Source organism: Methylopila capsulata, from assembly GCF_016907975.1.
GTDB classification, from domain to species: Bacteria; Pseudomonadota; Alphaproteobacteria; order Rhizobiales; family Methylopilaceae; genus Methylopila; species Methylopila capsulata.
This window is the reverse complement of sequence record NZ_JAFBCY010000005.1, coordinates 92,191-107,338: the sequence shown is the minus strand read 5'-3', so window position 1 is coordinate 107,338 and position 15,148 is coordinate 92,191. Positions and strand designations below refer to the sequence as shown.

The following is a 15,148-nucleotide window of genomic DNA, read 5'->3' as shown; positions in this document are numbered from 1 at the left end:
TAGTCGCAAAAGCCTGTGGGGGTCCAAAACCGCGGCTGGTTCATCGTTTGGACGCTTTTGGTTCACGGTTGTCGCCGCGACGAATCGCCAAACACGTTCGACAGCCATGAGCCGAAAGTCCGGGGGCGCTGGACCGGCGCCTGCTCCGCCATCTGCGCCTGCTGCTCCTGAGTTTGCGGGGGCGCAGCGCGGCGAACCGGCTTCTCGGGCTTGGGCATGGCGACGACCGGCGCCGCCTGCGGCAGCGGCGGCAGCGGCTCGCCGTTCAGGGCCGCCTTGAGTCGCGGGTCCTGGCCGTAGAAGTCGGAGCGCGTCTGGAGCGCGCCGTCGGCGCCCACCCAGGCGGTGAAGTAGGTCAGGTGCACGGGGATCGGCGTCGCGAGGTTCACGCGCCGCTCCTTGCCGCCCACGAGCTTGCCGAGCTTCTCGCCGCTCCAGCCCTGGTCGCCGATCAGCGCGTCCGCGAACTGCAGCGGCTCGTTCACGCGCACGCAGCCGTGGCTGAGCGCCCGGCTCGTGAGCTTGAACAGGTTCCGCTGCGGCGTGTCGTGGAGGTAGACCGCGTAATCGTTGGGGAACATGAACTTGATGTTGCCGAGCGCGTTGCGCTCCCCCGGCGGCTGGCGGATGCGGACGTTCCGCAGGTTGCCGCTCCAGTCGACGGAGCCGGCTCCGACGACGCGGGTCTTCTTGCCGTCGCTGACGACGACCTCGTAGCCGCGGTTGGCGAGGTAGTTCGGATCCCGGCGGAGCTGCGGCAGCATCTCCTTGACGGCGATCGAGGTAGGCACGTTCCAGTACGGGTTGACCACGATGTGGTCGATCGCGTTCGAGAACAGCGGCGTCTGGTTGGAGTTCTTGCCGACGATCACGCGCGTGTCGTGGATCGAGCGGCCGTCCTGCATGATGTGCAGCTCGAACGCGGCCACATCGACGAACACGTGCTTGGCGCCGAGGTCGCGCGGCAGCCAGCGCCAGCGCTCCATGTTGGCCACGAGCAGCGAGGTCGGATCGGCGCCGCGGCCCTCGGCGTTCAGGGCGCGGATGGTCTGGCGGTTGGCGAGGCCCGAGACCGGCAGCTTCTTCGTCTTCTGGAAAGCCGACAGCGCCTCGGCGAGCGCGTCGTCGAACATCAGGTCGCCCGGACGCTCGTCAAGGCCGAGCCGCGCGCGCAGCACGGGCACGCGCTCGTCCTCCACGCCGGGCTTCAGCAGCTTGCCCTCGAGGATCAGGGGCTGCTTCGGGGCCTCCGTCCGTTCGGCGCGCTTGGCGATCAGCAGCTTGCGCAGCGCCTGGAACTGGGCGTGCGGCGGGTTGAAGCCGTCGAGCGTGGTCGCGACGTCGGCGGAGGCCGAGATCGCGACCAGCGCCGCGGCCGCGTCGAAGCGCGACGCGCCGGCGGCGATCGAGCGGGAGATCGTGGTCGGGTTGACGCGGCCGCCCCAGGCCTCGCGGGCGTAGGCGAGGGCCGCCGCGGACAGCATGACGTCGGCGCGCGCCACGACCGCGGGTTCGGACGAGGCCGGGGAGCTCGGCAGCGCGTAGCGCTTCGGATCGAGCCCGTCGTCGGCGGCGGAGGCGATCTTCGCGCGCGCCGCGTCGGCCTGCGGCGTGAACCGGCTGTCGGCGAGCCACAGTGGCGAGCCGTTGCGGGCGGCGTAGAACGCGATCAGCGCCGCGCGGTCGCCGGCGGGCATCTTGAGGCTCTGGCCGGCGCCGTCGGTGGCGAGCAGCGCGGTCACCGCGGTCTGCAGCGGGTCGGTCGGATGGATCGCCTCGACCGGGCCGGGGGTGGCCGGCGCGGCCTGCTCGGCGTCGGGGGCCGCGGGCGCCGCGGCGGGCTCGTCCTTGGCCTCGCCCGCGGCGTCGACCGAACCGGTGACGTCGGGGACGATCGGCGCCGGCGCCGGCGTCTGGGCGGCCTCGGGCGTCGCGACGGCGGCGGTCGTCCCCGGCGCCTGCGCCAGAGCGCCGGCGAAGGTCAGGGCCGACAGGCTGACGCCGAGGGCGGCGGCGCGCCAGGCGCGCTTTGGCGTCGGAGCCGTCGTCGGTCCGCGGTCAGCGCTGGTGATCATGGCGTCACTTCCCCCGTAAAGCCGGCCGACCATGGGCGTCGGCGCGGCGCGGTTCAATCGTCAGCATCAGGTCCGGCGCCTCAGGCGACGGCTTCGTCGTCGCTCGTGTCCCGGCCGCCACATTCGTTCTCCAGACCGAGGTCCTTGAGGCGGCGGTAGAGAGTCGAGCGTCCGATCCCGAGGCGGCGGGCCACCTCGGTCATCTGGCCGCCGAGATGGCGGATGGCGTAGCGGATCGCATCGCGCTCCAGCGATTCGATCGGGCGCAGCAGCCCCTCGGCGTCGAACAGCGGCAGAGCGGGCGCGTCGAGGCGGCGCTCGAGCTCCGGTTCGGCGAGGTCCCGGGCGAGCGAGGGCGGCGGCTCTTCCGTCAGCTGTTCCGGCGCGGCGCCGAGCAGGGCGGCGATCTGCGGGAAATCGACCGCGCGCAGCACGTCGCCCTCCGCCAGCACGACGGCGCGGAACACGGCGTTCTCGAGCTGGCGGACGTTGCCCGGCCAGTCGTAGCGCTCCAGCAGGCCGAGCGCCTGGGCGCTCAGATCGCGGACGGCCCGGTTCTCCTCGGCGGCGAAGCGCGCCAGGAAGCGGCGGGCGAGGTCGGCCACGTCCGCGCGCCGGGCGCGCAAAGGCGGCACCTTCACCGGGAAGACGCTCAGCCGGTAATAGAGATCCTCGCGGAACGAGCCCTCGCGCACGCGGGCGAACAGGTCCCGGTTCGTGGCCGAGATCACGCGGATGTCGACCTTGAGCGGGCGTTTGGCGCCGACCGGATCGACCTCGCCCTCCTGCACCGCGCGCAGCAGCTTCACTTGCGCGTCCTGCGGCAGCTCCCCGATCTCGTCGAGGAACAGCGTGCCGCCATCGGCTTCGGCGAACTTGCCGACGTGGCGTTCGACCGCGCCGGTGAAGGCGCCCTTCTCGTGGCCGAACAGGATCGACTCCACGAGGGAGTTCGGGATCGCGCCGCAGTTCACCGCCACGAAGGGCCTGCCGCGGCGCTCGCCGGAGCCGGCGATGGCGCGGGCGAACAGCTCCTTGCCGACGCCGGATTCGCCCTCGATCAGAACGGGGATGTTGGAGGCCGCGGCCCGTTCGCCGATGCGCACCGCCTCGGCCATCGCCGGCGCGCGGGTCGGCAGGTCGCGGAAGCTCAGCGTGCCCGCGGCCCGGCGGCCGATCCGGCGGATCTCGCCTTCGAGCGCGTCGACGCGGAGCGCGTTGCGGATCGAGATCTGCAGCCGCTCGGGGCCGACCGGCTTCACCACGAAATCGGCCGCGCCCGCCCGCATGGCGGTGACCACGGCCTCGATCGAGCCGTTCGCGGTCTGCACGATCACGGGCGTGGGGGAGCCCAGCTCGCGCATGCGCTCGAGCACGGCGAGCCCGTCCATGCCGGGCATGACTAGGTCGAGGAACATCAGGTCGTAGGCCGCGCCCGGAAGCGTCAGCGCTTCGATCGCGCCGGCGCCGTCTTCGGCGGTCCGCGCCTCGTAGCCGAAGCGTCGAACCTGCGCCTCGAGCAGGCGGCGCTGGACCGGATCGTCGTCGACGATGAGGATCGTGGCGCTCATACGGAGCTTTCGCGAAACCGGAAGGAAATCAGAAGCGAACCGGGCGAGCATCCGCGCTCAGGGTAAATGGCCGCTTAAGTCGAAACGCGTATTTGCCGCGCGGGGCCTTCTCCTCAGGCCGCGCCATTGATCGGCGGCGACCCGCTTGCGATATCATTGGCGACCAATGCGCCGCCGGGCGCGCGCCGTCCGGGTCCCCCACGAACGAGCAGGCTTGCCCTTGTCCACAGTTTCAGCCGCCCTCGGGTCGTTGCCCGAATGGAACCTCGCCGACCTCTATCCCGGCCTCGACAGTCCGGAGGTCGCCGCCGACCTCGCCCGCGCCGAGACCGAAGCGCGCGCTTTCGAGGCGGCCTACAAGGGCAAGCTCGGGGAGTTCGCGGCGAGCGGCCGTCTGGTGGAGGCGGTGAAGGCCTACGAGGCGCTGGACGATCTCACGGGCCGCGTCGCCTCCTACGCCAGCCTCGTCTATGCCGGTGACACCACGAGTCCGAAGGGCTCCAAGTTCTACGGCGACGTGCAGGAGAAGCTGACGACCGTCTGGTCGCACCTGCTGTTCTTCACGCTCGAGCTCAACCGGCTGGACGACGCGGTCATCGACCAGGCGCTCGTGGAGTCCGAGCTCGCCCGCTACCGCCCTTTCCTCGACGACGTGCGGAAAGAGCGGCCGCACCAGCTCGAGGATAGCGTCGAGCAGCTGTTCCACGAAAAGTCCGTCACGGGGCGCGGCGCCTGGAACCGGCTGTTCGACGAGACCATGGCGGGCCTGCGTTTCGAGGTTGACGGCGAGACGCTGACGCTCGAGCCCACGCTCAACATGCTCTCCGACCCAGACCCGGCGGCGCGCGAGAAGGGCGCCCATGCGCTCGCTAAGACCTTCAAGGCGAACGTCCGCACCTTCACGCTGATCACCAACGTGCTGGCGAAGGACAAGGAGATCTCCGACCGCTGGCGCGGGTTCGAGGACGTGGCCGACAGCCGCCATCTCGCCAACCGCGTCGAGCGCGAGGTGGTGGACGCGCTGGTCTCCGCCGTGCGCGAGGCCTATCCGCGGCTCTCGCACCGCTACTACAAGCTGAAGGCCAAGTGGTTCGGCATGGACGCGCTGAATCACTGGGACCGCAACGCGCCGCTGCCGACCGCCCCGACCCGCACGATCCCCTGGGACGAGGCCCGCGACACCGTGCTCGGGGCCTACGGCGGCTTCGCGCCGGAGATGGCCGAGATCGCCGGCCGCTTCTTCGAGCGCGGCTGGATCGACGCGCCGACCCGTCCCGGCAAGGCGCCGGGCGCCTTCGCGCACCCGACCGTTCCCTCGGCCCACCCCTATGTGCTGCTGAACTATCTCGGCCGGCCGCGGGACGTGATGACGCTCGCCCATGAGCTCGGCCACGGCGTGCACCAGGTGCTGGCCGCGCCGAACGGCCCGCTGATGGCGCCGACGCCGCTGACGCTGGCCGAGACCGCCTCGGTGTTCGGCGAGATGCTGACCTTCCGCGCCCTGCTCGCCAAGACCACGGAGCCGGCCCAGCGCAAGGCGATGCTCGCCTCCAAGGTGGAGGACATGCTGAACACGGTGGTCCGCCAGATCGCCTTCTACACCTTCGAGCGGAAGGTGCATGAGGAGCGGCGGAGCGGCGAGCTGACCTCGGAGCGCCTCAACGCGATCTGGCTCGACGTGCAGACCGAGAGCCTCGGGCCGTCGATCCGGATCGGCGAGGGGTACGAGGTCTTCTGGACCTACATCCCGCACTTCATCCACTCGCCGTTCTACGTCTACGCCTACGCCTTCGGCGACTGCCTCGTGAACTCGCTCTACGCGGTCTACGAGAACGCGTCGGAGGGCTTCGTGGAGCGCTACTTCGCGCTGCTGTCGGCGGGCGGGGCCAAGCCCTATCCGGAGCTGCTGGCGCCGTTCGGCCTCGACGCCCGCGATCCGGCGTTCTGGCAGACCGGCCTCGGTCTCATCGAGCGCATGATCGCGGAGCTCGAGGCGCTGGAAGACACGGCGGCCTGACGATGAAAAAAGCCGCGGCTCGTTTCAGAGCCGCGGCTTTGTGATCGCAAGGCAGGATCCGGAGCGCCCGTCGGCAGCTCAGCCCTTCGCGGGCGTCGCCATCCGGTCGAGGCGGTCGCGCATCTCGGCCATCTCGCGGCGAAGGTCGTCGAGTTCGGCCGCGGACTTTTCTTCCCGCGGGGCCGGAGCCGCCGGCTCGGCTCCCGCCGCGGCTCCCTCGGTCTGGCCGGGGAAGGCGGTGAACATGCGGAACGCGCGCTCCATGATCGCGACGTTCGTCCTCATCTGCTCCTCGACCACCGACTGGAACGGCGCGGCTGCGCCGAATCCGCCCATCGACGAGCGCATCTTGTCCTGGTCGCGGGTCAGCGCCGCCATCGACAGCTCGAGATACTTCGGCACGAAGCTCTGCACGCTGTCGCCGTAGAACCGGATCAGCTGCCGCAGGAAGGTGATCGGGAGCAGGTTCTGCCCCTTGTTCTCCTGCTCGAAGATGATCTGCGTCAGCACCTGATGGGTGATGTCGTCGCCGCTTTTCGCGTCGACCACATGGAAGTCTTCGCCCTTCTTGACCATCGCGGCGAGGTCTTCGAGCGTCACATACGTGCTGGTGCCCGTATTATAGAGGCGCCGGTTGGCGTATTTCTTGATCGTGATCGGATCGGTCGTACTCGACATAGCGCGCACATCTCCGCCCTTCCCGGGCTTTTTACGACGTTCCTCCCGCGGCGCGACACGGATCGGAGTCCGCCGAGGCATTGGGACGATAAGGCTAAAATAGGGCGGCGGCCAGATTTTTGTGCAGTGCGAGGCCGATACGCCATCCGTACGGCTAACGACGCAGGCGAGCCAATCCCCGCATAGTTCTTTGGGCTCAAACACGGGCGGATCGACGGACGTCGTCTTGACGCCAAGCGGCGGGGCTACCGATAAACGCAACCCGACGCCGTCGCTTCTCGCGACGGCTCCGCTTCTTTTCCGACAGGACCGGAGGAAAGATCATGGCAGAGACCGACGTCGTCATCGTGGGCGCCGCGCGCACCCCGGTCGGCTCCTTCAACGGATCGCTCGCCTCCCTGCCGGCCCACGAGCTCGGCAAGATCGCGATCAGGGCGGCGCTCGAGCGCGCCGGCGTCGAGCCGGGCGAGATCTCCGAGACCATCCTCGGCCAGGTGCTGACCGCCGCGCAGGGACAGAACCCGGCGCGCCAGGCCTCCATCGGCGCGGGCATCCCGATCGAGGCGGCCGCCTGGGGCATCAACCAGGTGTGCGGCTCGGGGCTGCGCGCCGTGGCGCTCGCCGCGCAGGCCGTCGCCCAGGGCGACAGCGCCTTCGTCGTGGCCGGCGGCCAGGAGAGCATGAGCCAGTCGGCCCACGCCGCGCACATGCGCTCCGGCACCAAGATGGGCGACGTCAAGTTCATCGACACGATGATCAAGGACGGCCTGTGGGACGCCTTCAACGGCTACCACATGGGCACCACCGCCGAGAACGTCGCGACCCAGTGGCAGATCACCCGCGAGCAGCAGGACGAGTTCGCGGTCGCCTCCCAGAACAAGGCCGAGGCGGCGCAGAAGGCCGGCAAGTTCAAGGACGAGATCGCCCCGGTGACGATCTCGTCGAAGAAGGGCGACATCATCGTCGACCAGGACGAGTACATCCGCCACGGCGCGACGCTCGAATCCATGGCGAAGCTGCGTCCGGCCTTCTCGAAGGACGGCACCGTGACCGCCGGCAACGCCTCGGGCATCAACGACGGCGCCGCGGCGCTGGTGGTGACCTCCGCGGCGGCCGCCGCCGCCAAGGGCCTGAAGCCGCTGGCGCGCATCGTCAGCTGGGCGCAGGCCGGCGTCGATCCCTCGGTGATGGGCTCCGGCCCGATCCCGGCCTCGCGCAAGGCGCTGGAGAAGGCGGGCTGGTCGGCGGCCGACCTCGACCTGATCGAGGCCAACGAGGCCTTCGCGGCGCAGGCCTGCGCGGTGAACAAGGACCTCGGCTGGGACCTGTCGAAGGTCAACGTCAACGGCGGCGCGATCGCGATCGGCCACCCGATCGGCGCGTCGGGCGCCCGCGTGCTCGTCACGCTGCTGCACGAGATGATCAAGCGCGACGCCAAGAAGGGCCTCGCGACGCTCTGCATCGGCGGCGGCATGGGCATCGCGCTGACGGTCGCGCGCGACTGAGCGGCGCCGCTCTCCGGCCGGCCGCGCGCGGCCGGCCTTATTCCTTCACGGGCGGGGACAACGCCCGGACTCTGTCTGGATTCCTGGGAGGCTGAAATGGCACGGACGGCGCTCGTCACCGGCGGCACGCGCGGCATAGGCGAGGCGATTTCGATCGCGCTCAAGAACGCCGGCTACAACGTGGCCGCCACCTACGCCGGCAACGACGAGAAGGCGAACGCCTTCAAGGCGGAGCACGGCATCGCCGTCTTCAAGTGGGACGTGGCCGATCCGGACGCCTGCGCGGCGGGGATCGCGAAGGTCGAGGCCGAGGTCGGCCCGATCGACGTGCTGGTGAACAACGCCGGCATCACCCGCGACTCGATGTTCCACAAGTCCACCTTCCAGCAGTGGCGCGAGGTCATCAGCACCAACCTCGACTCGATGTTCACGATGACGCGCCCGGTGATCGACGGCATGCGCGAGCGCGGCTTCGGCCGCATCATCAACATCACCTCCATCAACGGCCAGAAGGGCCAGATGGGCCAGGCGAACTACTCCGCGGCCAAGGCCGGCGTGATCGGCTTCACCAAGGCGCTCGCGCAGGAAAACGCCAAGAAGGGCGTCACCGTCAACGCGATCGCCCCGGGCTACATCGCGACCGAGATGGTGATGGCGGTGCCGGAGAAGGTGCGCGACAGCATCATCGCGACGATCCCGGTCGGCCGCCTCGGCGAGTCGGACGAGATCGCGGAGGCGGTGGTCTACCTCGCCGGCGACAAGGCCGGCTTCGTCACCGGCTCCACGCTGACCATCAACGGCGGCCAGTACATCACCTGAGGCGTCGATGCTGGGGTTCCTGCTCACGGCGCTGGTGCTCGAACTGACGCCGGGGCCCAACATGGGAACCCTCGCCTCGCTGGCTCTCCAGCGAGGCCGCCGGGCCGGCCTTGCGGCCGTGGCGGGCGTGGCTCTGGGCCTCGCGATCGTCGGCGGGGCCGCAGCTCTCGGCCTCGCCGCATTGATCGCCGGAGAGCCGCTTTTCTATCAGGCGCTCCGCTGGGCGGGCGTCGGCTACCTGCTCTATCTGGCCTGGGACGCATGGCGCGACGCCGCCGACGTCGCGAAAGTCGACGACCAGCCCGAGAGCGACGGCGCATTGTTCGTCAAGGGACTGATCGTCAATCTCCTCAACCCGAAAGCCGCGGTCTTCTATGTCGCGGTGCTGCCCACCTTCGTGGACCCGGCGGCGGGATCGGTCATCGGCCAGAATGTGGCGCTCGCAGCGATCTATGTGTCGGTCGCGACAGCTGTTCACGTCGCCGTCGTCCTGTTGGCCGCGAGACTTCGCGGCCTTCTCGTCTCCGGAGGGACCGAACGCGTCGTGCGGCGGGGCCTGGCGCTGGCCATGGGCGCCATCGCCCTCTGGTTCGCCTTCGAGACGGCCTGACGGGCAGTCTCCGTTTCAGGTCCCGGCGACTCCTATTATGAAGCGCGACATGAACAGTCCGCTGCGCGCCACCCTCGTCGGCTCCCTCGCCATCCTGCTCTGGTCCTCGCTCGCGACGCTCACCGCCGCGAGCGGAGCCGTTCCCCCGTTCCTGATGACGGCGCTGACCTTCGCGATCGGAGGCTCGGTGGGCCTCGCGGTCGCCGCGCGCCGGCCCTGCGGCCTCGCGGCCCTTCGCCAGCCCTGGCCGGTGTGGCTGCACGGCGTCGGCGGGCTGTTCGGCTACCACGCCTGCTACTTCGCCGCGCTGCGTCTCGCGCCGCCGGCCGAGGCGAGCCTGATCGCCTATCTCTGGCCTCTTCTGATCGTCCTTCTGTCGGCCTTCCTGCCCGGGGGCGGCTTGCGCCTGCGCCACGTCCTGGGCGCGCTGCTGGGACTCGGCGGCGCGGCGCTCATCATCGGCGGACGCTCCGGCGGCTTCGGCTTCGACGCGGCCTACGCGCCGGGCTACGCGGCGGCCTTCGCCTGCGCCCTGCTGTGGTCCGGCTACTCGGTCGCCTCCCGGCTGTTCCGGACGACCCCGACGGAGGCGGTCGCAGGCTTCTGCCTCGCCACCGCGCTCCTCGCGGCGCTCTGCCATCTCGCCTTCGAAGAGACCGTCTGGCCACAGGGCGCGCTCGCCTGGGCCGCGGTCGCAGGCCTCGGCCTCGGGCCGGTCGGCCTCGCCTTCTATGTCTGGGACGTCGGCATGAAGCGCGGCGACGTGCGGCTGCTCGGCGTGCTGTCCTACGCCGCGCCGCTGCTCTCGACGCTGCTGCTGATCGCGGCGGGCTACGCGCAGGCCACCCCGGCGCTGGCCGTCGCCTGCGGGCTCATCGTGGCGGGCGCGCTGATCGCGACCTTCCGCGGACGCGATCGGCGCAAGCCCTCGTCAGCCGCGGCCTGAAGGCCGGGGCGTCGGGCGCCAGTCCGGCGGGGCGAGTTCGAAGCCCGCGAAGTCGAACCCCGGCGCCACCGTGCAGCCGACCAGGGTCCAGGCGCCCAGCGATTCCGCCGCCTGCCACCAGCCCGCCGGAACCACGATCTGCGGCGCTTCGCCGGCGGCGAAATTCAGGCCGAGCCGGTGCGCCTGCGCGTCATGGCCGTCGGACGACAGCGTCAGCGCGAGCGGCGCGCCGGCGTAGAAGTGCCAGATCTCGACCGCGTCCACCCGGTGCCAGGCCGAGACCTCGTCGAGGCCCAGGAGAAAGTAGATCGCGGTCGAGCGCGACCGTCCGGCGGCGTCGGTGGCGGGGTCCCGGAACGTTTCGCGGTAATGGCCGCCCTCCGGGTGCGGCTGAAGTCCTAGTTTGCGGACGACCTCGCGCGCCGAAAGGCCTTCGAGCTCGGTCATCCCCGGTTCTTCCGTTCGCGGAGCTCAGCGAAGACCGCGGCCGAATCGCCCGCGTCCATGCCGAGCGCCGCGGCGACCTTGGCCTCGCCGGCGCGCAGGAAGACGTTGGTCGCCTTCTCCGCCCCGATCGTCGTCGGCACGGTCGGTTTGCCGGCGGCGCGATCCGTCTCGATCTTGGCGAGCCGCTCGGCGATCGCCTGATCCTCGGGGAGGATCGACGCGCAGAACTTGGCGTTCGACAGGGTGTACTCGTGCCCGCACCAGACCCGCGTCGAGGCCGGCAGCGCGGCGAGCTTGGACAGCGAGCGCCACATCGCCTTGGGCGTGTCCTCGAACAGGCGCCCGCAGCCCATGACGAACAGCGTGTCGCCCGCGAACAGCCAGCCTTCGTTCGGCTCGTGGAACACGATGTGCCCCTTGGTGTGCCCCGGCGTCTCGATCGCCTCGAAGCGGAAGCCGCCGATCTCGGCGACGTCGCCCTCGCCCATGCCGAAGTCGAGGCCGGGGATGGCGTCGGCCTCCGCCGCGGGGCCGTACACCCGCGGATGGTACTTCGCCTTCAGCGCCGGCAGGCCGTCGATATGGTCGGGGTGCTTGTGAGTGATCAGCACATGGGTGAGGTCCCATCCCTTCAGCTGCAGCGTCCGCAGGATCGGGCCGGCCTCGGGCGCGTCCACCAGCACAGTGGTCTCGCTCGCGCCATGGCGGATCAGCACCGCGTAATTGTCGGAGAGGCAGGGGATCAGGACGATTTCTGCGGGCATGCCGGACTCACGAACGTTGGGGAGCAGGAGGCTAGCGGCGGCGGAGGCGGGGTCAAGGCGCCCGGTCGGCGCGCAGTGGCCCGGCGTCCGTCGCACTTGACCCCCCGTGACATGGGGTGCATTCGACCGGCGCGGTAAAAAAACCGCGCGAAACGAGCGTGGGCAGATGGAACTCGACAGCATCGATGCGGCGGTCGCGGCGATCGCGGCGGGCGAACTGGTGGTCGTGGTCGACGACACCGACCGCGAGAACGAGGGCGACCTCATCATGGCGGCCTCGAAGGCGACGCCCGAGACGCTCGCCTTCATGATCCGCCACACCAGCGGCATCATCTGCGCGCCGATGACGGCCGACCGCGCCGACGAGCTCAACCTCGCGCCGATGGTGGCGAACAACCGCGACCCGATGCGCACCGCCTTCACGGTCTCGGTCGATTACAAAATCGGCCTCACCACCGGTATTTCGGCGGAGGAGCGGGCGAACACCGTGCGCGGGCTCGCGAGCGACAACGCCGTCGCCGCCGATTTCCTGCGGCCGGGACACATCTTCCCGCTGATCGCCCGCGAGGGCGGCGTGCTGACCCGCTCGGGCCACACCGAGGCGGGCGTCGATCTCGCGACCCTCGCCGGCCTGCCGCCGGTCGGCGTGCTGGCCGAAGTCGTGAACGACGACGGCACGGTGAAGCGCCTGCCGGAGCTGATCGCCTTCGCCCGCGAGCACGGGCTGAAGATCGTCTCGATCGAGGACCTGATCGACCACCGCTCGCGCCGCGAGACCTTCGTGAAGCGGATCGACCGGTTCGAGCGCCGGATCAACGGCTGCGACGCCACCATCACGATCTACGAGACGCCGTTCGAGCAGACGCAGCACCTCGCGATCACCGTGGGCGACGTCGGCGCGGCCGGCGCCACGCCCTGCCGCATCCACCGCGAGCACCTGCTGTCCGACCTGCTGCGCGGGGCGGCCACCTCCAAGGGCTGGCTCGACAACGCGCTCGCCCGCTTCGGCGACGCCAAGCGAGGCGTGTTCGTGCTGATCCGCGACCCCTCGGTGCTGCGCGACGCCGCCGACGAGGGCGGCCCGGCCGACCCGTCCGAGGAAAAGCACATGAGCGCGCGCCAGCGCCGCGCCCGCTGGCGCGAGATCGGCGTCGGGGCGCAGATCCTGCGCGACCTCGGCGTGCGCAAGATCGGCCTGCTGGCCGGCCATGAGCGCCAGTTCGTCGGTCTCGCCGGCTTCGGCATCGCGATCGAGACCACCGAGATCGTCGATGAAGAGGATGCCCCCGCGTGAAGGTCGTCATCCTAAGCGCGGGGCAGGGCCGTCGCCTTCTCCCGCTCACCGCCGAGACGCCGAAGTGCCTGATCCCGTTCTCCGGGCGCAGCCTGCTTGAGTGGCAGGTGCGGGCGCTGGTCGCCGCCGGCGTCGACGACGTCACCGTCGTCACCGGCTTCGAGGCCGAGAAGGTCGAGGCGGCGCTGGCCGAGATCGACCTGCCCGGCGCGACGCTGCGGACCACGCACAACCCATTCTACGAGCTCGCGGACAACCTCGCGAGCTGCTGGATCGCCCGTCATCGGATGACCGGCGAATTCCTGATCCTGAACGGCGACACGCTGATCGAACCCGGCATCGTCCGGCGCGTGCTGGAAAGCCCAGCGACCGCCCCGATCACGGTGACGATCGACCGCAAGCCCGACTACGACACCGACGACATGAAGGTGCGCGAGGAGGGCGGCCGGCTGCTCGCCATCGGCAAGACGCTGCCGGACGATCTCGTCACCGGCGAGTCGATCGGCTTCCTGCGCTTCACGGAGGAGGGCGGCGCGACCTTCGTCAGCGAGATCGAGCGCCTGATGCGCTCGGAGGAGGGCCTCAAGCGCTGGTACCTCTCCGCCATCGACGGCATTGCCCGCTACAAGGGCGGCGTCGGCGTGCGCTCGATCGAGGGCCTCGAATGGGGCGAACTGGATTTCCCCGCCGACGTCGATCACGCGGTGGAGTTGACCGGCCGTTGGGTCGAACGCGGGCTCTAGCGCCGCTCGCCGTCCGATCGTCGCTTACGCCAAACAAAGAGGCGTATCACGGAGCCGTGATCGACGCCTCTTTGTTTGCAGCGAAATCATGGCGCGCACCCTCCCGGATGTGTCCGAACGTCGCATGGCTGGCATTCCAATAAGTGGCATTCCGTATGCCAGAGGATGCGCGCAGGCTCATCCCAATCTCTGAATTCAAACAACAACAGAGTGTGGGATGGAAAACGCAAACGTATCTGCGACCAAGTGGTCGCAGCTCGCTCTCGGCGTGCTGTGCATGGCGATGATCGCAAACCTCCAGTACGGCTGGACGCTGTTCGTCGATCCGATCGACGCCAAATTTCACTGGGGCCGCGCGGCCATCCAGTTCGCTTTCACCCTGTTCGTCGCGACCGAGACTTGGCTGGTGCCGGTCGAGGCCTGGTTCGTGGACCGCTACGGCCCCCGCGTCGTCGTCGGCTTCGGCGGCGTCATGATCTCGCTTGCCTGGGTGCTCGACTCCTACGCGGACTCGCTTCCCCTGCTGTACCTCGCCGCGGTGATCGGCGGCGTCGGCGCCGGGTCGGTCTACGGCACCTGCGTCGGCAACGCCCTCAAGTGGTTCCCCGACCGCCGCGGTCTGGCGGCAGGCGCGACGGCGGCGGGTTTCGGCGCCGGCGCCGCGCTGACGGTCGTGCCGATCGCCAAGATGATCGCCTCGAGCGGCTACGAAAGCGCGTTCCTGACCTTCGGCCTGATCCAGGGCGCGGTGGTCGTCGTGGTCTCCTTCCTGCTGAAGAAGCCCGCGGTGCTCGCCCCCATCCGCCGCAAGACGCTCCGCCTGCCGCAGAGTTCGGTGGATCGGAAGCCGGGCGAGGCGCTGCGCACGCCCGTGTTCTGGGTGATGTACGCGATGTTCGTGATGGTGGCGTCCGGCGGGCTGATGGCCGCGGCGCAGATCGCGCCGATCGCCAAGGACTTCAACGTGGCGGGCGTCCCCGTCAGCATGTTCGGCCTGCAGATGGCGGCGCTGACGCTCGCGATCTCGCTGGACCGCATCTTCGACGGCTTCGGCCGGCCTTTGTTCGGCTATCTCTCCGACCAGATCGGCCGTGAGAACACGATGTTCCTGGCGTTCTCGATCGCCGCGGCCGCCGTCTGCACGCTGCTGACCTTCGGCCACAACCCGATCGTCTTCGTGTTCGCGACCGCGGCCTATTTCGGCGTGTTCGGCGAGATCTACAGCCTGTTCCCGGCCACCTGCGGCGACACCTTCGGGTCGAAGTTCGCAGCCACGAACGCCGGCCTGCTCTACACGGCCAAGGGCTCGGCGGCCTTCCTGGTCCCGTTCGCGAGCGTGCTGTCCGCGGCCTACGGCTGGTCCGCCGTGTTCGCGCTGATCATCGGCCTGAACGTCGCCGCGGCGCTGCTCGCGCTGCTCGTGCTCAAGCCGCTCCGGCTGCGCTACCTGTCGCAGGACGAGCAGCCGACGATCCCGCTCGCCGCCGAGGCGCCCCTGCGCGCGGTCTGACACGCGGCCTCCGAGGGATCGCCGCTCACTGCGGCGGTCCCCCGACGTCACACGAACCATAAGCTTCGGCGCGTCCGCGGCATGCGCGGAGGCGCCGTCCGACCGTCCCGGCCAGCGCCGGGGCGTCGACGCCCCCGACTTCGACGAGCGGCGTGAACCGCTCGTCCTT

The 15,148-nt window shown here is 70.0% G+C and carries 13 protein-coding genes; 8 read left to right on the top strand and 5 right to left on the bottom strand.

Annotated elements, in window-relative coordinates:
- Positions 1–62: 62 nt before the first annotated feature.
- Entirely contained in the window at positions 63–2,075 is a 2,013-nt protein-coding gene (locus tag JOD31_RS18500; RefSeq protein ID WP_204951914.1) for a L,D-transpeptidase family protein, read from the bottom strand.
- A gap of 80 nt (positions 2,076–2,155) precedes the next feature.
- Positions 2,156–3,646 carry a sigma-54-dependent transcriptional regulator gene (locus JOD31_RS18495; RefSeq protein ID WP_204951913.1) on the bottom strand — a complete coding sequence of 497 codons (1,491 nt, stop codon included), beginning with the start codon at positions 3,644–3,646 and terminating at the stop codon, positions 2,156–2,158.
- Positions 3,647–3,812: 166 nt separating this feature from the next.
- Between JOD31_RS18495 and JOD31_RS18490 the strand changes: the two genes are divergently transcribed.
- Positions 3,813–5,663: a M3 family oligoendopeptidase gene (locus tag JOD31_RS18490; protein WP_246482599.1), complete on the top strand. Its 1,851-nt coding sequence runs from the start codon at positions 3,813–3,815 to the stop codon at positions 5,661–5,663.
- Between the two features lie 78 nt (positions 5,664–5,741).
- Here JOD31_RS18490 and phaR read toward each other — a convergent pair whose 3' ends face one another.
- Entirely contained in the window at positions 5,742–6,341 is a 600-nt protein-coding gene (gene phaR, locus JOD31_RS18485; protein WP_204951911.1) for a polyhydroxyalkanoate synthesis repressor PhaR, read from the bottom strand.
- 323 nt (positions 6,342–6,664) lie between these two features.
- Between phaR and JOD31_RS18480 the strand changes: the two genes are divergently transcribed.
- The 4 genes from JOD31_RS18480 to yddG all read left to right on the top strand — a co-directional run bounded on the left by JOD31_RS18480 (position 6,665) and on the right by yddG (position 10,221).
- Complete coding sequence (locus JOD31_RS18480) at positions 6,665–7,846, top strand: acetyl-CoA C-acetyltransferase (protein WP_204951910.1); 1,182 nt, start codon at positions 6,665–6,667, stop codon at positions 7,844–7,846.
- Between the two features lie 96 nt (positions 7,847–7,942).
- Positions 7,943–8,665 carry an acetoacetyl-CoA reductase gene (gene phbB / locus JOD31_RS18475; RefSeq protein ID WP_204951909.1) on the top strand — a complete coding sequence of 241 codons (723 nt, stop codon included), beginning with the start codon at positions 7,943–7,945 and terminating at the stop codon, positions 8,663–8,665.
- 7 nt (positions 8,666–8,672) lie between these two features.
- On the top strand, positions 8,673–9,275 hold the full coding sequence (locus JOD31_RS18470; RefSeq protein ID WP_204951908.1) for a LysE family translocator: 603 nt from the start codon (positions 8,673–8,675) through the stop codon (positions 9,273–9,275).
- Between the two features lie 49 nt (positions 9,276–9,324).
- On the top strand, positions 9,325–10,221 hold the full coding sequence (yddG, locus tag JOD31_RS18465; protein WP_204951907.1) for an aromatic amino acid exporter YddG: 897 nt from the start codon (positions 9,325–9,327) through the stop codon (positions 10,219–10,221).
- Here the strand turns inward: yddG and JOD31_RS18460 are convergent.
- Both JOD31_RS18460 and gloB read right to left on the bottom strand, forming a co-directional pair.
- Positions 10,207–10,668 (bottom strand): cupin domain-containing protein, encoded by a 462-nt coding sequence (locus JOD31_RS18460; RefSeq protein WP_204951906.1) that lies wholly within the window; start codon positions 10,666–10,668, stop codon positions 10,207–10,209. The two genes, yddG and JOD31_RS18460, sit on opposite strands and share 15 nt — an antisense overlap.
- Entirely contained in the window at positions 10,665–11,432 is a 768-nt protein-coding gene (gene gloB, locus JOD31_RS18455; protein WP_204951905.1) for a hydroxyacylglutathione hydrolase, read from the bottom strand. The genes JOD31_RS18460 and gloB overlap by 4 nt, the downstream gene beginning before the upstream one ends.
- Positions 11,433–11,598: 166 nt before the next feature.
- Here gloB and ribB point away from each other — a divergent pair, with 166 nt between their 5' ends.
- The 3 genes from ribB to oxlT all read left to right on the top strand — a co-directional run bounded on the left by ribB (position 11,599) and on the right by oxlT (position 14,979).
- Positions 11,599–12,726, top strand: coding sequence for a 3,4-dihydroxy-2-butanone-4-phosphate synthase (ribB, locus tag JOD31_RS18450; protein WP_204951904.1), 1,128 nt, complete (start codon positions 11,599–11,601; stop codon positions 12,724–12,726).
- A complete protein-coding gene (locus JOD31_RS18445) occupies positions 12,723–13,469 on the top strand; it encodes a phosphocholine cytidylyltransferase family protein (protein ID WP_204951903.1) in 747 nt (248 codons plus the stop codon). The genes ribB and JOD31_RS18445 overlap by 4 nt, the downstream gene beginning before the upstream one ends.
- Positions 13,470–13,686: 217 nt before the next feature.
- Complete coding sequence (gene oxlT, locus JOD31_RS18440) at positions 13,687–14,979, top strand: oxalate/formate MFS antiporter (protein WP_204951902.1); 1,293 nt, start codon at positions 13,687–13,689, stop codon at positions 14,977–14,979.
- The last annotated feature ends 169 nt before the right edge of the window (positions 14,980–15,148 follow it).